The 20,899-nt window shown below is 45.0% G+C and carries 24 protein-coding genes, 1 rRNA gene and 1 riboswitch; of the genes, 20 read left to right on the top strand and 5 right to left on the bottom strand.

Features of this window, described 5'->3' with window-relative positions:
- Positions 1-139: 139 nt before the first annotated feature.
- Entirely contained in the window at positions 140-934 is a 795-nt protein-coding gene (locus ACAW68_06145) for a hypothetical protein (protein XGA15066.1), read from the top strand.
- A 304-nt stretch (positions 935-1,238) separates the two neighbouring features.
- On the opposite strand, the gene ACAW68_06140 is transcribed toward ACAW68_06145, so the two are convergent.
- Both ACAW68_06140 and ACAW68_06135 read right to left on the bottom strand, forming a co-directional pair.
- Positions 1,239-2,054 carry an IS3 family transposase gene (locus ACAW68_06140; protein XGA17009.1) on the bottom strand — a complete coding sequence of 272 codons (816 nt, stop codon included), beginning with the start codon at positions 2,052-2,054 and terminating at the stop codon, positions 1,239-1,241.
- Between the two features lie 26 nt (positions 2,055-2,080).
- Positions 2,081-2,341 carry a transposase gene (locus ACAW68_06135; protein ID XGA15065.1) on the bottom strand — a complete coding sequence of 87 codons (261 nt, stop codon included), beginning with the start codon at positions 2,339-2,341 and terminating at the stop codon, positions 2,081-2,083.
- A gap of 76 nt (positions 2,342-2,417) precedes the next feature.
- Here ACAW68_06135 and ACAW68_06130 point away from each other — a divergent pair, with 76 nt between their 5' ends.
- Together ACAW68_06130 and ACAW68_06125 are read left to right on the top strand one after the other, a co-directional pair.
- Complete coding sequence (locus ACAW68_06130; protein XGA15064.1) at positions 2,418-4,103, top strand: tetratricopeptide repeat protein; 1,686 nt, start codon at positions 2,418-2,420, stop codon at positions 4,101-4,103.
- A gap of 108 nt (positions 4,104-4,211) precedes the next feature.
- Complete coding sequence (locus ACAW68_06125; GenBank protein XGA15063.1) at positions 4,212-4,409, top strand: hypothetical protein; 198 nt, start codon at positions 4,212-4,214, stop codon at positions 4,407-4,409.
- Between the two features lie 81 nt (positions 4,410-4,490).
- Here the strand turns inward: ACAW68_06125 and ACAW68_06120 are convergent, their stop codons facing one another.
- On the bottom strand, positions 4,491-4,673 hold the full coding sequence (locus tag ACAW68_06120) for a hypothetical protein (GenBank protein XGA15062.1): 183 nt from the start codon (positions 4,671-4,673) through the stop codon (positions 4,491-4,493).
- 189 nt (positions 4,674-4,862) lie between these two features.
- Positions 4,863-5,375 carry a hypothetical protein gene (locus ACAW68_06115; GenBank protein XGA15061.1) on the bottom strand — a complete coding sequence of 171 codons (513 nt, stop codon included), beginning with the start codon at positions 5,373-5,375 and terminating at the stop codon, positions 4,863-4,865.
- 208 nt (positions 5,376-5,583) lie between these two features.
- On the opposite strand from ACAW68_06115, the gene ACAW68_06110 reads away from it, so the two are divergent.
- From ACAW68_06110 to ACAW68_06075, 8 genes are all read left to right on the top strand, one after another.
- Positions 5,584-6,363 (top strand): hypothetical protein, encoded by a 780-nt coding sequence (locus ACAW68_06110; protein XGA15060.1) that lies wholly within the window; start codon positions 5,584-5,586, stop codon positions 6,361-6,363.
- A gap of 137 nt (positions 6,364-6,500) precedes the next feature.
- Positions 6,501-7,418 (top strand): GIY-YIG nuclease family protein, encoded by a 918-nt coding sequence (locus ACAW68_06105; protein ID XGA15059.1) that lies wholly within the window; start codon positions 6,501-6,503, stop codon positions 7,416-7,418.
- Between the two features lie 76 nt (positions 7,419-7,494).
- Complete coding sequence (locus tag ACAW68_06100; protein XGA15058.1) at positions 7,495-7,890, top strand: hypothetical protein; 396 nt, start codon at positions 7,495-7,497, stop codon at positions 7,888-7,890.
- Between the two features lie 166 nt (positions 7,891-8,056).
- Positions 8,057-9,520, top strand: coding sequence for a glycoside hydrolase family 1 protein (locus tag ACAW68_06095; GenBank protein ID XGA15057.1), 1,464 nt, complete (start codon positions 8,057-8,059; stop codon positions 9,518-9,520).
- 77 nt (positions 9,521-9,597) lie between these two features.
- On the top strand, positions 9,598-10,080 hold the full coding sequence (locus tag ACAW68_06090; protein XGA15056.1) for a hypothetical protein: 483 nt from the start codon (positions 9,598-9,600) through the stop codon (positions 10,078-10,080).
- 90 nt (positions 10,081-10,170) lie between these two features.
- Entirely contained in the window at positions 10,171-11,262 is a 1,092-nt protein-coding gene (locus tag ACAW68_06085) for a glycerol dehydrogenase (GenBank protein ID XGA15055.1), read from the top strand.
- 113 nt (positions 11,263-11,375) lie between these two features.
- Complete coding sequence (locus tag ACAW68_06080) at positions 11,376-12,143, top strand: hypothetical protein (protein XGA15054.1); 768 nt, start codon at positions 11,376-11,378, stop codon at positions 12,141-12,143.
- 534 nt (positions 12,144-12,677) lie between these two features.
- Positions 12,678-13,001, top strand: a complete 324-nt coding sequence (locus tag ACAW68_06075; protein ID XGA15053.1) for a hypothetical protein — start codon at positions 12,678-12,680, stop codon at positions 12,999-13,001.
- Positions 13,002-13,040: 39 nt separating this feature from the next.
- On the opposite strand, the gene ACAW68_06070 is transcribed toward ACAW68_06075, so the two are convergent.
- A complete protein-coding gene (locus ACAW68_06070) occupies positions 13,041-13,481 on the bottom strand; it encodes a hypothetical protein (GenBank protein XGA15052.1) in 441 nt (146 codons plus the stop codon).
- Positions 13,482-13,631: 150 nt separating this feature from the next.
- Positions 13,632-13,728: riboswitch (TPP riboswitch) on the top strand.
- Positions 13,729-13,806: 78 nt separating this feature from the next.
- Between ACAW68_06070 and thiM the strand changes: the two genes are divergently transcribed.
- The 9 genes from thiM (at position 13,807) to ACAW68_06025 (ending at position 20,895) form a co-directional block, all read left to right on the top strand.
- Complete coding sequence (gene thiM, locus ACAW68_06065; GenBank protein ID XGA15051.1) at positions 13,807-14,571, top strand: hydroxyethylthiazole kinase; 765 nt, start codon at positions 13,807-13,809, stop codon at positions 14,569-14,571.
- Positions 14,568-15,371 (top strand): bifunctional hydroxymethylpyrimidine kinase/phosphomethylpyrimidine kinase, encoded by an 804-nt coding sequence (gene thiD, locus ACAW68_06060; GenBank protein ID XGA15050.1) that lies wholly within the window; start codon positions 14,568-14,570, stop codon positions 15,369-15,371. The genes thiM and thiD overlap by 4 nt, the downstream gene beginning before the upstream one ends.
- On the top strand, positions 15,368-16,021 hold the full coding sequence (thiE, locus tag ACAW68_06055; protein ID XGA15049.1) for a thiamine phosphate synthase: 654 nt from the start codon (positions 15,368-15,370) through the stop codon (positions 16,019-16,021). The genes thiD and thiE overlap by 4 nt, the downstream gene beginning before the upstream one ends.
- The gene (locus ACAW68_06050; GenBank protein ID XGA15048.1) at positions 16,018-16,623 is read left to right on the top strand and encodes a TenA family protein; all 606 of its coding nucleotides are present in this window, start codon (positions 16,018-16,020) and stop codon (positions 16,621-16,623) included. The genes thiE and ACAW68_06050 overlap by 4 nt, the downstream gene beginning before the upstream one ends.
- A gap of 251 nt (positions 16,624-16,874) precedes the next feature.
- Positions 16,875-17,702, top strand: a complete 828-nt coding sequence (locus tag ACAW68_06045; protein ID XGA15047.1) for an SDR family NAD(P)-dependent oxidoreductase — start codon at positions 16,875-16,877, stop codon at positions 17,700-17,702.
- 13 nt (positions 17,703-17,715) lie between these two features.
- Positions 17,716-18,138, top strand: a complete 423-nt coding sequence (locus ACAW68_06040) for a hypothetical protein (GenBank protein XGA15046.1) — start codon at positions 17,716-17,718, stop codon at positions 18,136-18,138.
- A 19-nt stretch (positions 18,139-18,157) separates the two neighbouring features.
- Positions 18,158-18,316 carry a hypothetical protein gene (locus ACAW68_06035; GenBank protein ID XGA15045.1) on the top strand — a complete coding sequence of 53 codons (159 nt, stop codon included), beginning with the start codon at positions 18,158-18,160 and terminating at the stop codon, positions 18,314-18,316.
- A gap of 15 nt (positions 18,317-18,331) precedes the next feature.
- Complete coding sequence (locus ACAW68_06030; protein XGA15044.1) at positions 18,332-18,874, top strand: hypothetical protein; 543 nt, start codon at positions 18,332-18,334, stop codon at positions 18,872-18,874.
- 444 nt (positions 18,875-19,318) lie between these two features.
- Positions 19,319-20,895, top strand: a 16S ribosomal RNA gene (locus tag ACAW68_06025).
- Positions 20,896-20,899 lie beyond the last annotated feature (4 nt).

Here is a 20,899-nt window from a genome sequence, read left to right as displayed (position 1 = left end):
TTTCGGAGTCCGGCACCTCTCGGTGCCGAAAAAACCTGTCCATAATCTTGACATCAGCGCCCCTAGTCAGGAAAATGTAGTTCAATTATTTGTAGATGAGGATGAAAACACCCTGTTTAGCAGGTCCACTATCAGTAGGATGGCTAGTGGAAAAACAAAACTAAAACAGGAAATAATCCCCAATCTCGATAATATTGCCGAAAACATCTTGTATCAGGTGCAGGACTACTACAGGAGTGAATCGTACAGCGAGTTGGTGTCGACTTGGGAAAATCAATTTAAAGAAAACGGATTCGATGAGACGATGGGACTGTTTAGTCGTTTTGACGACAGAAATGTTGATGACAAAGAATGGGAATATAAATTGATTAGTTTTTTTGTCGACCTTATTAGGTTGGCATTTGATAATTCAAATCTAGAAGCGTCCCAAAATGTACATCAGGATTACGCTGTCGCTGATAATTTCTCATCACATGATCGCGAGATAATCGGTAGACAGACGGAGCTTAAGAAAATGGATAAGTTGCTTTTTGATGAGCACAAAACGTCGATTATCTTAACCGGTATTGGTGGTATCGGTAAGTCCGCACTGGCTATTAATTTTGTTGAGGACCGACGTGATAAGATTCCTGGATTCATTCGGTATTATGAATACGACCAAACAGAGGATTTCAAAACGAATATTGCTAATAAATTATTGCCAGATTATCCATTTTCAACTCACGATGAAGAAAAGCGCTTTAAGGAAGTTGTTTCAGCGCTACATAGTCAGAAAAACGGTGGATTAGTTGTTATAGATAATATGAACGGTCACCCTAAAGCAGCGACTGGATATAAAGAGCTAACTGCGGGTGGCAACGTGCAATTTATTTTTGTTACGCGTGAGGCTTCAATGCCGGATGATGATAATAGTGTTTATGTTGGGGGGCGCTGATGTCAAGATTATGGACAGGTTTTTTCGGCACCGAGAGGTGCCGGACTCCGAAAAATTTTCAAAACCCGGATTTCAGCCTAAAATGGCGTGATTTCTGGGTGTTTTTGTAGGCGGAACAGGGCTCAGCCCTTCCGTCGAGAGAAAACGAGTGGTATAGATTGTGAACCGGCCGGATTTCACAAGTTGTAGCGTGCGGTAAATAAGCCTTCACAAGGCGAATTTTTGAAATTCACAAGTGACGGCTTATAAACTGTGTCGTACCGGCTGGTGCCGATAATCGAGATTAAGTAAACCAGACATTGGTCTAGGCGGCCCGAAGCCAATCAGTGCGTGAGTTGATGCGACTGTTGTTGTACCAGTTCACATACCACTCGACAGACACCCGGACATCATCAATGGTCCTGTACTCTTCGTGATAAATCATTTCGCGCTTGATGAGCGAATGGAAGCTCTCGATACGAGCGTTATCGTAAGGATGCCCCTTACGGGAGTAAGAGTGATTTATTCCAGAGTTTTGTAATGTTCCTTCGAACAGGCTAGAAGTGTATTGGCTTCCCATGTCGCTGTGAATCATCTTTGGCTTACCGTTGGCTCTTAGAGCCTTAACTACGACGGATGTTGCGAATTCCTTGGTCATCTCTGGACTTAGTCCGTATGAGACTACGCGACGCTTTTCTGGGTCATAGACGGTTGCCAGATAAACCCACTCACGATTCATCAACTGGATGTATGTAATGTCAGTTGCCAGAACGCCACTCAAATTATCCAACTTCTTCATGAGGTTGGGCTTTTGAGGTGTGTCAGTGGTTGTTGTTGGCTTCTTGTATGACTTCTTGACCATGCGAGATTTGAGATTGAGCTCATTCATGAGTTCCCAAACCAAACGATCGCCAACATCAGTCTTCAAAATGAAGCGCAAGAACGCTGCGATACGACGGTAGCCATAGATGCCACGATTGGTGTTATAAACGGCTTTAATTGCCGTTTTCAGAGCATTACGCCGTGTTTCTCGTTGGCTAGGTTGCCAGTTTTTCCATTGATAATACGTGCTTCGAGCAATGTTCAAAGCCGATAAAACGCTTGTTATGCGGTGTCCCATTGCGAGTGACCGGTCAATGATTTCCAGTCCTAACTCGCGATTTTGCGTTAATTGTACTTCGAAAGCAACACCGCGGCTCGTTTTAAAATCTCAAGTTCTTCGCGAAGTTTGGCGTTTTCCTTTTGTAATGCGTTTACATCAGCTTGCGTCCATTTTTCGCCGTCCACTTCGTGGACTGTGTACAATTTGACCCAGTTACGGATTGAATCGGCCGAAGGCCCGTATTCAGCGGCTAGTTCAGTGTAAGAACGCCCTTGGTTGTGCATCTCGACAAGAGATTGCTTAAATTCTGGTGAATATCGAATCATATAAAAAATGCTCCTCTGCTATTAGTTTACAGGGCAGAGAAAAATCTGTCCGTAAATCTAGCATAAGAGCAGGGAATTGAGTACGGAGGATCAGGTTCGTCTGTTTAACCAGTATTATGACGGGGACAAAGTCAATCAAGATACGCTCGAAGAAATCCTGCATCGAATCGGTGGGCATACGATGATGATCGAGCTACTGGCGAAGTATGCTGAAACAACATATGACAGCTTGGACCACGTTCTAGCAATGCTTAAGCAAAAAGGAATCGAAGCCTTAGATAGTCCAGTAGACACAATTCATGGTTACGCATTTCATAAACAAGAAACAATTCAGGAAACTGTTAAATGGTTATTTGATGTCAGTGAGTTATCGGATACTGAAAAGCGATTGTTGAGTTTGCTGGCACAATTACCCACGGCAGGTTTCAAAGCGCCTGATTTCAACAAAGCCACAAATAATGTTTTTAGAGCGGATTTGAATGAACTAAAAAATCGGAGCTGGATTCATATTGAACATTGGATGATTTCTGTTCATCCATTGATTCGTGAGGCCGTGAATGACTATCATTTGCTAAAGTTTAATGACGTAATTGGATTAGTAACGTTCGTTAAAGAAAAAATGCAGGGCGACATAACACTGTCGGAAGTTAACGACTATGCCAGCATGGTGGCGAATTTAGTTCGAAACGTCGAGTATGATGATAATGAAGGTTGGGGTGAGTTCGACGAAATTGCTGATTTGTTGGCAGACAAGCATGCGTATGGGACATTGCCGTCCATCTATACCGAATTGATTAAGAAAAGGCCAGATGATGATAATTATCTGCGCATAGTGGATGCATATAAGCGAGTAGGTAAATTTGCGGCAGCCATTAAGATGGACCAGGAATATATCGAGTTTGCCTCTTCTCCTGATCAGTACACTCAGCGTGCAGACGCAGATACAGAGATTGGTAATTTGTATCGTAAACAAGGTGACTATGAGAACGCGAAGAAATATTTTGAAGATGCACTTCAAGAGTTTGAAGGCAAGTCAACTGATAGCTTGATATACGCAGACATCTATAATCAACGTGGAATCATGTACGTAAATCTTGATCGATTGGATGAAGCAGAGGCTGATTATATTAAATCGTTAAAAATTAGAAAAGCATCAAAGGCTGGTGAACCAGAAAAAACTGAGCAAATCGCATATTCAAATCGTAATCTAGGGACTGTTTTTCAAAAGCGATTTGAAAAGGATGGACAACTAGAAGATTTGAATCGAGCGATTTTGTATCATACAACTGCGTTAAAATTGCGTAATGATAGATCTGACCGACAATTGGATCAGATTGGACAGTCGTATACACAACTTGGGCGTGATTATGCGCTAAAGAAAGATTGGGAAAATGCTGAAGCAAATCTAAAACGGGGATTAGAAGTTCGCATTGAACAGTATGGCGATATTGAGAATAATGAAATTGCTTGGGCGAATTTTGGGTTAGGTGAGATGTACCATAACGCTGGTGATAATCAAACAGCACTAATATATGCAAAGAAAGCCTATGATATTCGTAACGATGCGTCCGATGTAGATAAAAACTTTCAATATATAGTGGAAAGTGGCGTTTTGTTAGTCAAAATTTATTCTGCTCTTGGGAGTGCGAAGGAAGCAAACGACATGGCCCAGTTGGTAGAGAAAGCTAATAAACAAGTGAAGAACACGGAGAAGGCCAATACTAATTTAGAAAAGTTGCAGGAAGCCGTGGAGATTGAATAGGCTGCGAAATATTCATCAGAGTTAATTTCAAAGCTAACCCCTGCAAACGCTTCCGTGATAAAATATAAGTGTCAATTAAAGAATTAATGGACAATGGGGAGGTTTATCATGAAAGATATTTTGCCGGGTATGACGGTACATTTGACGGTCGGTAATTATACCGACACGACAATCACGGTCAATGGTCACAAGATGACGTTTACGAGCATCTACGAAATTGGGTTGGGCGACACTGTATGCATGTTTGATGCAGATACTGAAAACGAAACAGTTCGCTTGTTGAAGGTGCCAGTTCACCAATATTAATTTGATACTAAAAAAACGGGCCAAGGGAAGTCGGCTGACTCTCCTTGGCCCGTTTCTGTTAGTGATTAACTTTATCAGAAGTTAAAAATGCGTCATCGCTGAAGTTTTCTTGATTGGTAGTGAATACTGATCAATCACTTGGTCAACATCTTCAACTGGTACGTGAAGCCAAAGTGCCACGCGACCAGAGTTTGAACGGTTACTTGCCGTGGTAATTTTACTTGCTGCATACGCAATACGCACATCTTCTTCTGTTAATGCCATATTATTCTCCTTAAGAATCGAGTTGAAACGTTGCTGAATCGCTGTGCCTATCTACATTATTCATCTCTTTTCTTGGCTGAATACACTATCTCCAATATCTAGTGTACTCGGAATAGTGCAACATTGTATATAAAAGGGAACATTACGAAAAAAGACGCCCTAAAACTAGGACGCCCCCCGTATTTCACCTTAAGCTGTAACATCCAACATCAACAAACGAATCTGTTTGAGCCAACGCGCATACGTGGCTCGGTGGATGCTTAGACGCGCGCATCGATTCGTGATGGTATCGGTCGGATACTTAATCAAATCGATAATCACGCGTTCTAAGTCAGATTTGTTCTTTTCCCGGGTGACCAACTTGGCCAGTACTTGATGCAGTTCAAAACGGTCTAAAGCATTTGAACTGCGCAGATCTTCGACATTTTCATCAGCTGGCTCAAAACAAGTGTGCTCATCATACCGCTTAGCCTGCCGTTGAAAGTCACGAAGTCGCCAAAGCAATAACCGATAAAGGGCGTTGTTCTTGCAAGGGGAGGGAACGTATCCGCCCATCAGTTGTAATAGGATAATTAACCGCAGTTCCTGATAGTAATCGTCGTAATCAGGTGACGTGCGGAAAACATGCCCGGCTTTGAGTACGCTGCGAATCATCATATCGTACTGTGGGAGTTGAGTTGCATAATCTACTTGTTGGACCATAAAGTCCTCCTTTCGTTTTAACACTTTTGGCGTAACCAGTTACTTATTTCTGGCCGTTTACTATTAAAGCACATCTGTTTTGACGGCAAACTGTGTCTAAACCCGCGAAAATCGGGTGAAGGTTTTCTGATTTGTCTAAATTAGAGCTAAAATCACAGTTTTTAGTCAGAGCAGATGGCGTTAAAAAAGACGTGGGGGAATATGTTTTATGCTTAAGTACGAAATCGATCGGACGGGGTATGTCATTGGATTAAGCGGTCTTCCGTTGGAGAAGGGCAACCGCCAGATTGAGATGTCAGTTGACCAAACGCTGTGCCTGCTGGCTGAGCGGCGCGACAAGGGGTATGCGACTCGTATTGTGACAATGGATGGGGAAGTTCGTTTAGTGGGGAAAACGCCACATGCGTTGATTGCTGAAATGAAGGCACGTAATTATTGGCCAACACTGTGGGAAATGAGCGCTTATTATGCGTTGTATGCAATTAAGCATAAGCGTCTAAACAAGGCTGAAATTGGGCCAGGGGTTGCGTTTTTCCCAATTACGGATTCGCAACGAAACACAACATGGATTAATGTCGCAGCGATTACCGGTGTAACTAGTACTGCACGAGGTGCGATCATTGAAACATCAGCTGGCGTGAATTTTCAGGTTACTAAGACTGCGGATAGCGTTCGCGCTGATTTAGCTGCCATTAAGGTGATTAGTCGCTGGATGTTGCAGGCGTATACCGCTAATCAGTTCGTGGATAAGCCTAATTTGTTAGGGTGGCTACCGTGGCCGTACGCTACGCCATATGATGTGAATGTGCAGAAGCTTGAGATGCTAAAAGTTTTACTGATGCTGGGACATTTCTCTGGCGTGGTCTTTTTTGGGACAAAGCTTCAAACGGCACTTGAGGACGTAGCGAGGTCAGTGAAAGAGAGTGACTGTTATAAGTTCGGGTGGCTGAAGCTTCGATGGCTTGATAATTTGCTAAATGACGAATAAAGATTAAGACCCGGGAACTTGTGTTTTCGGGTTTTTAAGTGTCATCGACTTCATGTAGTGGTAGCGACTTTCGTAGTTCAAAATACGAAACTTCAAATTTACACTGTAATCTTCAGGGTAAAAATGAGGTGGAAGATATGACAGATATAAAAATTGGCGACATATTTGGATTTGAAAAATTACGCGAATCGTACCCAGATAGACGTATCAAACTCCGTTTTAATACATCATGGAACACCAATGACCGACAGGGTAAACGAATGCGTCGAGACTTCTTTCAGATGTACGCGAATGATGATGAGGTTTTTGAGGTCTGGATTCTATCGCAAGCTAAACGACGTAATCGTAATGACGATATTACATTCCAATTTATTGAAACGCAACCGCACCGGTGGCTATTTGTTGGTCCTTATGTGATTTTAGCGAAGGATGCCTTAGTGGCGCGTGATCCGGTTGCGGATTATGATGAAATTCCGTACGCAAAGGCAGAAAAATTACCCCAGTATGAGGCATTTGAAGGTCGAGCGATTTTTGACTGGAAAAATATCAATCGTGCATGGTGGTATGTTCGACCAGACATTGTTGATAATGTACCATTGCTTGAAATTCTGCCCGAACCAATCTTGAAGCGAACGAATCAATTCCCGGGTTTTGAGAATGTGAATGTTGATTATCAAACGTTGCAGAGTGAATTGACTAGTGTGGCGTGGCAAACTGCGCTATCGAGTGTTTACGGTGTGTACTTAATAACTGACAATCGAACTGGTCGGCATTATGTTGGATCAGCGACCGGAGCCGGGGGCATATTGTCACGCTGGCAAACGTATCTTGCGAAAGGATATGACCCTGAAGAAGAGAACAGCAAAGACTATCCAAATCGTGGGCTGAATGAATTGGTTCAGAACCACGGGTTGGATTACATTCGCCGCCACTTTTCATACAGTATTTTGGAGATTTTCAGCAAGAACGAGCAGGGACGCAAACAAGCGTTAGCGCGTGAGGTCTACTGGAAGGATGTCATGCAAACACGTCGCTTTGGGTACAACCGCAATTAATCAAAACGTAAACGGTAGCGAACTCCCTTGTAGGTGTACACTGGAATAAGTGATTATCGACGAGGGAGAAGTTGAAATGGTTGTTAATTTTACCAATGTGGCTGAATTTTTCGTAATGTTAAGCGCGGTTATTGCTTCAGTCTTGTTGCTACGATACAGGGGCGCTTTGCGAAAGAGTGGTAACTTCAAAGTTGTGGGCGGTCTCAAGAAGAAGTACAGGGTTGCAATGTTGCCAATTGCGCTAATGCTTGTCGTCGATTTGTCTGCCGAAATCATCAAGGTGATGTACTATCCAGTAATTGCTGACGTGGTGATTATTATTATCGCAATCGTTGGCATTGTTGGTCTGGCAGCGTTGAAAATGGATGCCTCTAAAAGTGATGCTGCGATGGTACGGACGTTTGGATTGTTCCGAAGCACGTTCATCATGTATACTTTCACATTTGCAATCATGATTATTAGCATGCCATAACGGATCTTGAGCAGTGTTCTGATTAATTTCAGGGCACTGTTTTTCTTTTGAAATCGACCATTTTTTGACTAATCTTGATAGATTACTCGAATCTAGTTGTAACCGCTTACATGTGTTGGTATGCTAAATGCGTAACAGACAGAATAAGATGTATGGGGGATACAACATGTACAAGTCAACGATTCCAACCGGTTTTCCAGAGGGGTTCTTGTGGGGTGGCGCAACAGCTGCCAACCAATACGAGGGTGCTTGGAATGAAGATGGCAAGGGATTAAGCACGGCCGAAGTGGTGAAGAAGGCCGAGAAGCGTACCGATATGAGTTTGGGGAATATCACGCTTGAAGATATTGAAATCGCGATTGCGGACAAGACGGATGAAAATTATCCAAAGCGTCGTGGAGTGGATTTCTACCACCGCTTTGAAGAAGATTTGGCGTTGATGGGTGAAATGGGTGCGAAGGCATTCCGCATTTCATTGGCCTGGACACGTATTTTCCCGAATGGTGATGAGACGGAGCCGAACGAAGCTGGCTTGGTGTTCTACGACAAGGTTTTTGAAACAATGGCCAAGTACGGCATTGAGCCTGTGGTTACGTTGTCACACTATGAGAGTCCAATTCATTTGACGATGACACGCAATGGTTGGGCTGATCGTGCGACGATTGCGGACTTTAATCGCTTTACGGAGACGGTCTTCCGTCGCTACAAGGGCAAGGTGAAGTACTGGTTGACGTTTAACGAAATCAACACGGGTTCATTTGGTTTCCACGAGACGGGTGCGGTTGATACTGGCTTGCCTTACGATGAGCAATTGCAAATTCGTTACCAAGCGCTGCACCACCAATTTGTGGCCAGTGCGATTGCAACAAAGCAAGTGCATGAAATTGATCCGGAAGCTAAGATTGGTGCGATGTTGGCGCGTATGCAAACATACCCAGCCACGTCAAATCCAACCGACGTGCAAGCTACCCAGGTGCAAGATGAGTTGAACTTGTTCTTCACGGATGTCCAAGTACGTGGTGAGTATCCTGAGTTTATGAATCGCTACTTTGCGGAGCATAATGTGACGATTGCGATGGCTGACGATGACGAGGCGATTTTGAAGGCGCACCCAGTCGACTTCTTGAGTTTCAGTTACTACATGTCAACGGTGACATCTGCCGGTGATAGTGAAGCGGATGCGCTGGGTAACATGGCTGTTGGTGGTCGTAACCCATACTTGGAGGCCTCTGATTGGGGTTGGCAAATCGATCCAATCGGTCTGCGTATTGCCTTGAATGAGATGTGGGACCGTTACCGCGTGCCGTTGTTCATCGTTGAAAATGGTTTGGGTGCGCTTGATGAAATTGCTGAAGATGGAGGCATTCATGACACGTACCGTATCGATTACCTCCGTAAGCACATCGAGCAAATGCGTGAGGCGATTATCGATGGTGTTGATTTGATGGGTTATACAATGTGGGGAATTATTGACTTGGTGTCATTCTCAACATCAGAAATGTCAAAGCGTTACGGTGTGGTTTACGTTGATCAAGATGACGCTGGTAACGGAACGCTGGCACGTAAGAAGAAGGATTCATTCGCGTGGTACAAGAAGGTTATCGCGACGAATGGTGATGATTTGAATTAATGCTGGAACGTGTCTGCCGGGTGGTGGGCGCGTTTTTTGGTAGAATTTAGTTACAAGGTTTTGGGGGAGGTTGGATTATGAGTAAGACTTATCAACAATTCGTAGCGTCACAAAAGCGTGGTGAACGAAAAATGCCGTTTGAGCCAGTAGTGGTAGGACCACTTCTGTTTCCGTTTTTCAAAGATGTCCTTGAACCGGTACCAGAAGTGATGATCAACGATGATGGTATGCCTGTCGTTGTGACCAAGGATGATTTATTGTACTTTTTGAAGCATGATATTTCGCCTTTTGTGACGGTGGGGATGGCGAATAAGACGATGTGGGAAGCGGTGAATGCCGTTAAAGCAGCGTCACATTCGGATTGGACCAAGAGTGGCCCTGGTTTATTTACATTACCGACTCGTTTCATCGAAAAGCGCATCAAACAGTCGGTGATTCTGAGGTTCGCTGGCGGTAAGGAGTTTGTGACGCAGATTGGTAAGTTGGAGAAGATTACGGCTAAGTTTGCAGAGGGTGACCTGGATAAACAGCCTGAACAGACTACTTGGTATTTAGATTAAGATAGGTAATGAAAAGGTGATACATGGTGTAAAATAAGTGTTATACTATATGTGAATAAAATCACAAAAGATAACTTTGGAGGAATCATCATGGAACGTGTATTTGCAAGTCCATCTCGTTATGTGCAAGGGGCGCACGTATTGGAAAGTGGCATTAATCACATCAAAGAATTGGGATCAAACGCATTGTTGTTGGCTGGTAACCACACGTGGGCTGCCGTTGGGGAAACGTTTGCCAAGAATTTGGAAGCTGCTGGCATGTCATATACGCGAGTTGCGTTCCAAGGTGAGGCATCACGTTCAGAAATCGCCCGTGCGGTTGGTATTGCTCGTGAAAACAACAGCGATGTTGTCCTTGGTTTAGGTGGTGGTAAGGCCGTCGATTCAGCGAAGGCCATTGCGGACGAAGCTAACTTGCCAGTCGTAATTTTGCCAACTTTGGCATCAACTGATGCACCAACGTCAGCTTTGTCAGTTATTTATACTGATGATGGTGCATTTGAGAGTTACTTATTCTACAAGAAAAATCCTGAGTTGGTGATGGTCGACACGGATGTTATCGCCAAGTCACCAGTGCGCTACTTGGCTTCCGGTATTGCAGATGCCATGGCGACGCTTATCGAAGTGAAGGCTGTTAGTGAAAAGCATGGTGATACGATGGCCGGTGGAAAGCAAACGTTGGCGGCAGTTGCAATCGCCGAAAAGGCAGAAGAAACATTGTTCAACTATGGCTTGCAAGCAATCGAAGCGAACCGCCAAGGTGTTGTAACGGCTGCCCTTGAATCAGTTGTCGAAGCAAATACGTTACTTTCAGGATTGGGATTTGAGTCTGGCGGATTGGCTGCAGCGCACGCAATCCACAACGGATTCACAGCATTGACTGGTGACATTCACCACCTAACGCACGGTGAAAAGGTGGCTTACGGTACGTTGACGCAAATGATTTTGCAAAATGAAACGGCGGAAACGTTGGATAAGTACATTGATTTCTATCAAAAGCTTGGTTTGCCAACAACACTTGAAGAAATGCACTTGGAAAACGCATCACGCGAAGACTTGTTGAAGATTGGTGTTCAAGCAACTGCTGAAGGTGAGACGATTCACCAGATGCCATTTGAAGTGACGGCTGAGGATGTTGCAAATGCGTTGGTTGCAGTCGATGCATATGTGAAGTCACGTTGATACTAAAAATCACACCAAAAGAGAGGGCGACCTCTCTTTTTTTAGTTTTGAGGTGCATTTTTAAGTTTCATCACGTAAGCTATACCTATAAACCATTGAGGGGGATTATGATAATGGCAAAAATAAGCGATGGCTTCCAATCTTTGAAGCAAGGTGCGGGCCGTGTGGGTGAATCGGTGAAGGCGAAGACCGTTGAAACGCGCGTGAACATGATTGTGAATCGCAAGTTGCAACAACCGTTCAAGGCATTGAAGCAAACGCGCCGAGTGGCAATTCAGCAGTTGGCTGAGCTGTACAAGAACAATAAAATCAGTACGAGTGAATTCGACGCAGTGGCTTTGCAATATGAAACGCAGTTGGTAGCGGGTGCGAACGAAGCATTGCGCAACATGGTTGTGTCATTTATGACGGATGAGGCGACGAAGCAATTCGATTTTGACTCAGATTTGATTCACGATGTGCAATTGACGCCGATGACACCAGCTAAGTACGTGAAGATTACACCGAATGCGACCGCGAATGCCTTGAGCAAGTCATCAAAGCGCGCGATGGTTCTGCAAGCCGGTACGATGGCGGCCCGACAAGCAGCTAAGTTGCGCAAAACAGCTGCTGCAACGCCCAAGAAGGGCAACCCATTGGTGAAGAATGTGGCCGTTGATCTGGCAGTCGCTGGAGTTGGCTTTGCGATTGATTTGGTGGAGAACCAAGTGATGGCGCGCAAGCAGTTCAAGGTATCTGGTTTGTTGACGGAGTACGAGCAAGTTTTGCAACAGGTTGCTGAGCAAGTCGAAGTCTTCAAGGCTAGCTTGCAGGTGGTAGATGGTCAATTGAAGTTGTTGCCGTTGGCGGAACTGATTGACGATGATAATGATGAAATTTAGTCGAAGTAGTAGGAGTTGCTACGGCAGATCTTTTTCTGTCTGAAGGTGACATTGCCACTTCAGTCTCGTTTTTAAGACTTAAATAAATTAAAATTACAGTACGACAAAAAGAGATGTCAGCGATATAGCGGGCATCTCTTTTGTGGTTTATGGGGATTTGTTGACAGTGTTAGCAATATTATGCAAAAAGATAAAGTGTGGGGGAAGTCTGATTATGGACAAGCTTGATTTGAAGTGGGTAAAACAGGACATAAAACAAATTCAAGAAAATCAATTATCGAACCAGCTTGAACTGGTGAAAGCACAAACGAAAAATACCATTTTAGAAACTTGAGTGAACGAATTGGAAAAAGAAATCCGTCGTCAACGCGATTGTCGTCGTGCCGATTTTTGGTTTTTGTTTGGGTTGGTGTTTATTGTGTTTATCCTAATTGATTTGGTTGTGCGTAAACAATAGCTCTGATCGATAAGCTTTTGCTTCTAAAATTTTTCACGAGCGCCTGGTATGCTGGTTGAAAAATGGAGGTTCGGCATATGTCATGGTTAGTCTATATAATTGCGTTAATTGGGTTTATTCGAAGCTGCACGTCATCTGACCAGCTGATACCGGTCATCGTTATCTTCTCGGTAATCTTGGTCATCAAGCTGGTTTCGGGAAGCTTCATTGCCGGATTGCTTTACTGGGGCTTTGTTGTTTTTGTGTTTTTTGTACTAGGCTTTGCGGGCCAAATCATTGGAGTTGTAAACTTTGAAGGGGAATCACCCAATCTACAGGAGTACGGACTTTTGATACTATCAATGGTTATCGTTGCTTGGTATGGTCTGAAGTACTTGTTGACGGGCAAGATTGGTAAATAAAAAGGAAGCACCGATTTGGTACTTCCTAATAATTGCGATTTACTTGGCTTCGTTGTAACCATCGATGATGGCGTTAACGTTGGCGACGTTCTCAGCGACCCAGTCAGCCAATGTTGATGTGGTGTACAAGCGGTTTTCAGTGTGATCACCGTGTAGTGAATCAAGCACCAACGTTTCAGAATCAGTGACAAAGCGACCATTGAACACAGCCTCATCTGTGTGGGCAATCGTGCCGATTTCAGACAAAGCAACGAACTTATCAGTCCCATTAAATTGGTTAAGTGGTGTTAGACCCATGAACAACAAGCCGTTTTCTTCAAAACTAATCACGAAATTCTTACCCGTGAAAGCATTGAAGGCACCGATCACATCTTCAAGCTTGTGGTTAGCTTCGATGTAAGCGACGTTGGTTGTGTCAGCGGGGTAACCCAATTCTTGTTTCTTTGCGGCGATATCCGCAGCGTTAAAAGCACTTGCCATGACGATCTCCTAAAAATTTGATGGAATTAGTTTAGCATAATGCCTGGTATGACTGCGTTGAAAAGGGAACTTGCCGGTTTGATTCACCGTTATGAAAAAAATGGTGATTGTATTTGGCGCTAACTCTGTTACACTAATCATGAATTAAATATTCACCACTGGGGGAGCCATTTGGCTGAGACGGTATGACCGGACCCTTTGAACCTGTTGAGTTAAGACTTGCGTAGGGAAGTGATGGTAGACCGACCAGATAAGACTATCCAATCGATCAATCCGTTTCTTTATACGCGGGTTGGTCGATTTTTTTGTCTATTCTGGAGGAATTATGAATCATTTACTGACCAACATCCGTGAACAACAACCGCTCGTGCTGAACGTTGCAAATTTTGTGACGATGCAACACGTGGCGGATGCAATTAATGTCGTAGGCGCTTCGCCTTTGATGACTAACGAGCCGCACGAAGCTGCTGAACTAGTTGGCATTTCGTCGGCGGTCGTTTTGAACATAGGGACGCTATCTGAAGCACAATGGCCGCTATTTTTGGCAGTTGGCCAAGCGGCTAATCAACAAAACAAGCCGGTGATTTTGGATCCAGTCGCGGTGGGGATGCCATACCGTGCGCAATTTGTGCGTCGTTTGCTGGAAAATGTAACTGTTGATATTATCCGAGGCAACGCCAGCGAAATTGCGTGGTTCGCCCAGGCAGAAGTTGCGGGTCGTGGGATTGATACCTTGGATCAAACAACGCATCAACAAGAAGCTGAGTTAGCTGCTAAAAAGACTGGCGCGGTGATTGTACAAACTGGTGTGGTTGATGTGATTACCGATGGCGTGCGTACGCAGACGGTGGTTACGAATTCACCATTGTTAGCGATTAATGTTGGTGCTGGCGATATGTTGAGCGGTTTAATTGGCGCATTTGCTGCCGTGACGGAGGACTACTTTGCTGCCGGGGTAGCAGCTACTGAATTATTTGGTGAAGCTGGTGAACGGGCATCTGCGCAAGTGAATCATTTACCGGGTCACTTTATCGGTGCGCTATTCAATGAGTTGTATGTGATAACGCAAACGGAGGTGACAACGCGATGATTGATATCACACAGGTGTTAACAGTAGCGGGTATTGACTCAAGTGGTGGTGCCGGCGCCAACGCGGATTTGAAAACGTTCCATAATCAAGGTGTCTACGGTGCTTTAATCATTACTGGTTTGACGGCGCAAAATACATTGGGCGTCCAAGGCATCTTGCCGACGCCAACTGATTTTATTAGTGACCAATTCAAAAGTGTCTTGTCTGATCTAGATATTCGGGCATTAAAAACTGGCGCGTTGTTTGATGCAGACCGGGTGCATGTCGTTGCGGACGAAATCGCCAATTCTGGTGTAGCGCATGTGGTTGTTGATCCCGTGATGGTTGCAAAAGGTGGTGCCAAGCTACTAACCGATGATGCCATTGAGGCGGTGAAAAATGAGTTATTCCCGTTAGCGACGGTTGTGACACCAAACTTGGCTGAAGCGTCGGTCTTGTTGAATCGGGCGATTGCCACAGAAGAGGACATGGTGAACGCTGCGCATGAACTGCAACTACTGGGTCCAAAAAATGTAGTCTTGAAGGGTGGTCATTTGAAAGATAGTCACTCTGACGATGTGGCGGATTATGTAGCATTCGCGGACGGAACCGGCCGTTGGTACCACGCGCCAAGCATTGAGACAAACCGCACACATGGGACTGGTGACACGTTATCTGCCTTCATTACAGCACATCTTGCGCAAGGTGAAACGTTAGTAGAGATCATGCCCCGTGCCAAAGCGTTTATGAATGCTGCGATTGCGGAAACGATTGCCGTTGGTCACGGCCACGGCCCACTGAATCATTGGGTGACAGAATGAAGAAAGAACTTTTACAACGATATTTTGTCGCCGGCTCGCAGAACTTTCCTGATTTAACGTTGGCCGAATATGAAGATCGACTCGCAGTAATGATGCAATCAGGTATTACAGCGTACCAGTTCCGTGAAAAGAACCCTGCACTGTCGACTGATGAAAAACAAGCTTTGGCGATGCGATTGCGGGAAAAGGCTCGTGAATTAGCTGTGCCGTTTATCGTTGATGACGATGTTGCATTGGCAATAGCGGTTGAAGCGGATGGTGTTCACGTTGGCCAGGATGATATGCCAATCACGGATGTCGTGACACAGGTTGCTGGCCAGATGATTGTGGGGCTATCGGTTCGCAATAAGGCCGAAATGGTCGCCGCTCAGTCGGTGATGGGCATTGATTATCTGGGCGTTGGACCGGTTTTTGCGACCGCAACGAAGGCTGATGCAGCTACGCCATTAGGATTAGACGGCCTCACGACGACCTTGAATGCTAATACAAAACAACTGCCAACCGTTGCAATCGGTGGCATTACACTTAAAGACTTACCTGCATTACGTCAATCGGGTGTCGATGGTGTTGCGGTGATTAGTCTATTGAGCGAAGCACCAGATGTTCGGTCGGTGATTAATGAGATGAAAGCAAAGTGGGGAACGTTATGACACGTGAAGAACTCATGCCAATTCGCGACAATATGATGGCCGCGATTATGCAAGAACCCTTTGTCCAAGGTATCCGGACTGGTGTGTTGTCACAGACTAGTCGTGATTATTACGTCGCACAAGATCATCATTACGTGGCTACGTTTATGATGCTGTTAGAACAAACGAATGCACAATTGCCATTAGAACTAAGACGACATGCTATGTCTGAGTCGGATGAGAGCGATGCGCATTTGGGTCTTGCGCCAAGTGAACGCTATCACCAAATTGCAGTAGGTGCACATAATGCGAACTACCTCAATCATTTGCGGGACACAGTCGCCCAAGGTGATCCACTAGCCAGCATGTTGGCGTTATTACCATGCACAGAATCATACGGCTTAATTGCACAACGTTTGCAACAGCAAGGGGTCGCATCGAATGGGTTTGATGTCTGGGTAGATTACTACGCGAATCAAGCCTATCAGTCAATCATTGACTGGAGTTGGCGGACGGTTGATCAGCTATTTGCGCAAACGCAATCTGAAAAAGCTGATTACGCGCGCATTTACGAAACGTCATATCACCATGAATTGGCGTTTTGGCAGGCAGCTAATCAATGACAGGGACTATTTAAAGAAAAGCATCCCACAAGTCGCTCTCTATAATTCAGCGACCGGTCAAGAATTGCAGATGAATATTTCGGTTGGGCCCATTATGCTAGTACTTGTGAGAGGGTTTAGTAGTTTCATGGATTCTCCTAAACTTATGTTGTTGTGGGTGATGTGAGTTACTCATAAAGGCACGCTTCCATTAGCGTGCCTTTTTTGCATATGCAGGTATAATGAAGGAAAGCAAACAAATGGAGGGGACTATGAAGACAATTGTGATTACTGGTGCCAGTGATGGTATCGGGGCCGCTGCCGCTAAGGAGTTGGTTAACCTTGGCCATCAAGTGGTGATTGTTGGACGCAACCCAGAAAAAACAGCGAAAGTCGCGACTGAACTTGGTATGCCGTATCATTTGGCTGACTTTACGAAATTAGCGGATGTCGAGCGTTTGGCGGTTGAACTACGTCAGTACGACCACATTGATGTGCTGGCAAATAATGCAGGTGGCATTATGGGTGACCGTACGTTGACGGCCGATGGCTATGAAAAGACGTGCCAAGTGAATCATTTGGCTGGGTTCCTTTTAACAAATCTACTATTAGATAAGTTGCTGGCTGATCATGCAACAGTCATTCAAACATCAAGTATTGCGGCGAACTTGTTTGTGAAGACGTTTGACGTTAATGATGTGAACGTGGCCCATGAGTATACGTCGGAAAAGGCATACGGTTATGCAAAATACGAAAACATTCTATTCACCCGTGAGCTACAACGTCGGTACGGTGATCAGCTAACGGCCGTTGCGTTCCACCCTGGTGTTGTTCGCACGAGTTTTTCATCTGAATCAAACACGTTTATGCGTTGGCTATACCGTACACCATTGAAGTATTTGGGGGCAATTAGTCCAGAGCGCAGTGCCAAGCGTTTGGTGAACTTGGCTCTTGGTGTACCTGGCACTGACTTCATTGCCGGCGAAGTATATGATGGTAAGAAGTTGCTACCAGTCAAAGTAGTGGATGATGGTAATACAAATGCCCGTCAGCTGTGGGAAGAATCTGCCAAGATGGTGGCACAGTTTACTTCTATATAGAAGAAACGAGGTTATGATGAGTAACAAGCAAATGATTTTCTGGGGACCGGAACTATTAAAAGTGGCAGCGCTAGGCGTATTGGATATAGCGGATGGCCGTTTGTACCGTGTTGCCGACCGACGTTTGACGTTTCGTTCTACGCCAAGTGCGGTCGTGGCGACTGCAGAAGGTGTGGCGGCTGATAACCCGCAACCGTTAATCGTTAAAGAGTATACGGTAACGGCAGAACAAGTTCGTGAAATCGAGACGCTACTACCAGAGTTCGATGTGGTTGATGTGATGGGGATGCTAGAACTACAAGCGCACGTTACTGATGACCACCATGAGATGAAGCTGAGCTACATTGCCGATTTTAAAGAAACGTTTGAGTCAGAGATTGGTCACCGTGACTTTGCGGCGTATTTACGTGATGCAACTTATCGATATGCTGATTAATTGAGAGATGAGGAAGAGAATGGAAAAGAAGAATATTAAATTGGGGATGACAGTAATCGCTGTGTTGTTATTCCTAGTCGCAATCGTCGTGATGTTTGTGACGCATAGCAAAGAAGTCACATCAGGACTCATTTTTATCGGTCTAGTGATTGGCTACTATGCAGCAAAGGTTAAGTAAGGAGTGATAAGCCAGATGTATTTCGACTTTAAGACGGTAGATTTAGCGGACGGTATGCAAGAATTACGTATTGCGCGACATGAGGGCGTGCCAATGACGCAACATACCCGGATTGCGCTATCGCAAAAATTGGCCAAGACGCTAGGATTCGACTATCGCTCACTACCAATGTTAGCTGCGCCTGATGTTTCAGCCTATTACGCGGTAACATCAGAAAAAGCGTCTGGTGATCTAGAAGTGATTATGCGCAATGCAATGGATAATGAACCGGAAGCATTTGTTGTCGCAGATTGGGAATCATACCTAGAAAATGGTGAAGGCGAATTCGGACCATTCTTGTTTGCGATGTTTGATGAATGGCTTCATGTACCAGAAGCACGTGACCTCTATCAAATTTCACCATTAGAATTTGAAAATCAGTCCAGCGGACCATGGGCGTTCTATCAAGCGCCACGCGAGATCACGAAGCAGATGGTAGCTGACAACCGTGATTTTGATAGTGAACTACGCCGTCGCATCAAGGAAACAGTTAACAAAGATTTGTATTACGATAAGTAAGATGACGGTTGTCCCTGATTAGGGATAACCGCTTTTCTGTTTTATGGGGTGAATTAGTTGACGGTTTGGGGTAAATAAGAGTAGTATATTTAAGTTGTCTTTTGGGTGTTTCACCTACGTCCTTATCGTTTAAGAAAAAGGGTGTTGACAATATCAAATCTCTTCTGTAATATATATTAAGTTGTTTCGGATGTATGAACATTTCATGAAGAAGCAATGAAAAAGAATTGAAATTGATTGTTGACAATCGCATTTCTCTTCTGTATTATAGATTAAGTCGTCAGGGCGACGACGTAGGTCATTGAAAACTGAATATCGTTTCGATGAAACAAATGTGTAGGGTCATCAAGCTAGTTCTTGATGCAAAAACATTTGTGAAGTCAATTCGCTAGTAAATTCGTTTAACTTCTGTTAAACAACAAAAATTGAGTTATACTCAAACTTCAAATTGAGAGTTTGATCCTGGCTCAGGATGAACGCTGGCGGCGTGCCTAATACATGCAAGTCGAACGCTTTGTGGTTCAACTGATTTGAAGAGCTTGCTCAGATATGACGATGGACATTGCAAAGAGTGGCGAACGGGTGAGTAACACGTGGGAAACCTACCTCTTAGCAGGGGATAACATTTGGAAACAGATGCTAATACCGTATAACAATGACAACCGCATGGTTGTTATTTAAAAGATGGTTCTGCTATCACTAAGAGATGGTCCCGCGGTGCATTAGCTAGTTGGTAAGGTAATGGCTTACCAAGGCGATGATGCATAGCCGAGTTGAGAGACTGATCGGCCACAATGGGACTGAGACACGGCCCATACTCCTACGGGAGGCAGCAGTAGGGAATCTTCCACAATGGGCGAAAGCCTGATGGAGCAACGCCGCGTGTGTGATGAAGGGTTTCGGCTCGTAAAACACTGTTGTAAGAGAAGAATGACATTGAGAGTAACTGTTCAATGTGTGACGGTATCTTACCAGAAAGGAACGGCTAAATACGTGCCAGCAGCCGCGGTAATACGTATGTTCCAAGCGTTATCCGGATTTATTGGGCGTAAAGCGAGCGCAGACGGTTATTTAAGTCTGAAGTGAAAGCCCTCAGCTCAACTGAGGAATTGCTTTGGAAACTGGATGACTTGAGTGCAGTAGAGGAAAGTGGAACTCCATGTGTAGCGGTGAAATGCGTAGATATATGGAAGAACACCAGTGGCGAAGGCGGCTTTCTGGACTGTAACTGACGTTGAGGCTCGAAAGTGTGGGTAGCAAACAGGATTAGATACCCTGGTAGTCCACACCGTAAACGATGAGTGCTAGGTGTTTGAGGGTTTCCGCCCTTAAGTGCCGCAGCTAACGCATTAAGCACTCCGCCTGGGGAGTACGACCGCAAGGTTGAAACTCAAAGGAATTGACGGGGACCCGCACAAGCGGTGGAGCATGTGGTTTAATTCGAAGCAACGCGAAGAACCTTACCAGGTCTTGACATCCCTTGACAACTCCAGAGATGGAGCGTTCCCTTCGGGGACAAGGTGACAGGTGGTGCATGGTTGTCGTCAGCTCGTGTCGTGAGATGTTGGGTTAAGTCCCGCAACGAGCGCAACCCTTATTACTAGTTGCCAGCATTCAGTTGGGCACTCTAGTGAGACTGCCGGTGACAAACCGGAGGAAGGTGGGGATGACGTCAAATCATCATGCCCCTTATGACCTGGGCTACACACGTGCTACAATGGCGTATACAACGAGTTGCCAACCCGCGAGGGTGAGCTAATCTCTTAAAGTACGTCTCAGTTCGGATTGTAGGCTGCAACTCGCCTACATGAAGTCGGAATCGCTAGTAATCGCGGATCAGCACGCCGCGGTGAATACGTTCCCGGGTCTTGTACACACCGCCCGTCACACCATGAGAGTTTGTAACACCCAAAGCCGGTGGGGTAACCTTCGGGAGCCAGCCGTCTAAGGTGGGACAGATGATTAGGGTGAAGTCGTAACAAGGTAGCCGTAGGAGAACCTGCGGCTGGATCACCTCCTTTCTAA

The organism is Weissella confusa, assembly GCA_041871065.1.
Lineage (GTDB): Bacteria > Bacillota > Bacilli > Lactobacillales > Lactobacillaceae > Weissella > Weissella confusa_A.
The sequence above is the reverse complement of the archived record's forward strand: the minus strand, read 5'-3'. Positions and strand labels throughout refer to the sequence as shown.

Bases quoted from the DNA above. Each gene is read 5' to 3' on its own strand.
- ACAW68_06035 (XGA15045.1), top strand. From the start codon at position 18,158: ATGGAAAAGAAGAATATTAAATTGGGGATGACAGTAATCGCTGTGTTG.
- ACAW68_06125 (XGA15063.1), top strand. From the start codon at position 4,212: ATGAAAGATATTTTGCCGGGTATGACGGTACATTTGACGGTCGGTAAT.
- ACAW68_06100 (XGA15058.1), top strand. From the start codon at position 7,495: ATGGTTGTTAATTTTACCAATGTGGCTGAATTTTTCGTAATGTTAAGC.
- ACAW68_06110 (XGA15060.1), top strand. From the start codon at position 5,584: ATGCTTAAGTACGAAATCGATCGGACGGGGTATGTCATTGGATTAAGC.
- ACAW68_06145 (XGA15066.1), top strand. From the start codon at position 140: ATGGCTAGTGGAAAAACAAAACTAAAACAGGAAATAATCCCCAATCTC.
- ACAW68_06050 (XGA15048.1), top strand. From the start codon at position 16,018: ATGACACGTGAAGAACTCATGCCAATTCGCGACAATATGATGGCCGCG.
- ACAW68_06040 (XGA15046.1), top strand. From the start codon at position 17,716: ATGATGAGTAACAAGCAAATGATTTTCTGGGGACCGGAACTATTAAAA.
- ACAW68_06045 (XGA15047.1), top strand. From the start codon at position 16,875: ATGAAGACAATTGTGATTACTGGTGCCAGTGATGGTATCGGGGCCGCT.
- ACAW68_06090 (XGA15056.1), top strand. From the start codon at position 9,598: ATGAGTAAGACTTATCAACAATTCGTAGCGTCACAAAAGCGTGGTGAA.
- ACAW68_06105 (XGA15059.1), top strand. From the start codon at position 6,501: ATGACAGATATAAAAATTGGCGACATATTTGGATTTGAAAAATTACGC.
- thiD (XGA15050.1), top strand. From the start codon at position 14,568: ATGATTGATATCACACAGGTGTTAACAGTAGCGGGTATTGACTCAAGT.
- ACAW68_06135 (XGA15065.1), bottom strand. From the start codon at position 2,341: ATGATTCGATATTCACCAGAATTTAAGCAATCTCTTGTCGAGATGCAC.
- ACAW68_06070 (XGA15052.1), bottom strand. From the start codon at position 13,481: ATGGCAAGTGCTTTTAACGCTGCGGATATCGCCGCAAAGAAACAAGAA.
- ACAW68_06080 (XGA15054.1), top strand. From the start codon at position 11,376: ATGGCAAAAATAAGCGATGGCTTCCAATCTTTGAAGCAAGGTGCGGGC.
- thiE (XGA15049.1), top strand. From the start codon at position 15,368: ATGAAGAAAGAACTTTTACAACGATATTTTGTCGCCGGCTCGCAGAAC.
- ACAW68_06030 (XGA15044.1), top strand. From the start codon at position 18,332: ATGTATTTCGACTTTAAGACGGTAGATTTAGCGGACGGTATGCAAGAA.
- ACAW68_06085 (XGA15055.1), top strand. From the start codon at position 10,171: ATGGAACGTGTATTTGCAAGTCCATCTCGTTATGTGCAAGGGGCGCAC.
- ACAW68_06075 (XGA15053.1), top strand. From the start codon at position 12,678: ATGTCATGGTTAGTCTATATAATTGCGTTAATTGGGTTTATTCGAAGC.
- ACAW68_06095 (XGA15057.1), top strand. From the start codon at position 8,057: ATGTACAAGTCAACGATTCCAACCGGTTTTCCAGAGGGGTTCTTGTGG.
- ACAW68_06115 (XGA15061.1), bottom strand. From the start codon at position 5,375: ATGGTCCAACAAGTAGATTATGCAACTCAACTCCCACAGTACGATATG.
- thiM (XGA15051.1), top strand. From the start codon at position 13,807: ATGAATCATTTACTGACCAACATCCGTGAACAACAACCGCTCGTGCTG.
- ACAW68_06120 (XGA15062.1), bottom strand. From the start codon at position 4,673: ATGGCATTAACAGAAGAAGATGTGCGTATTGCGTATGCAGCAAGTAAA.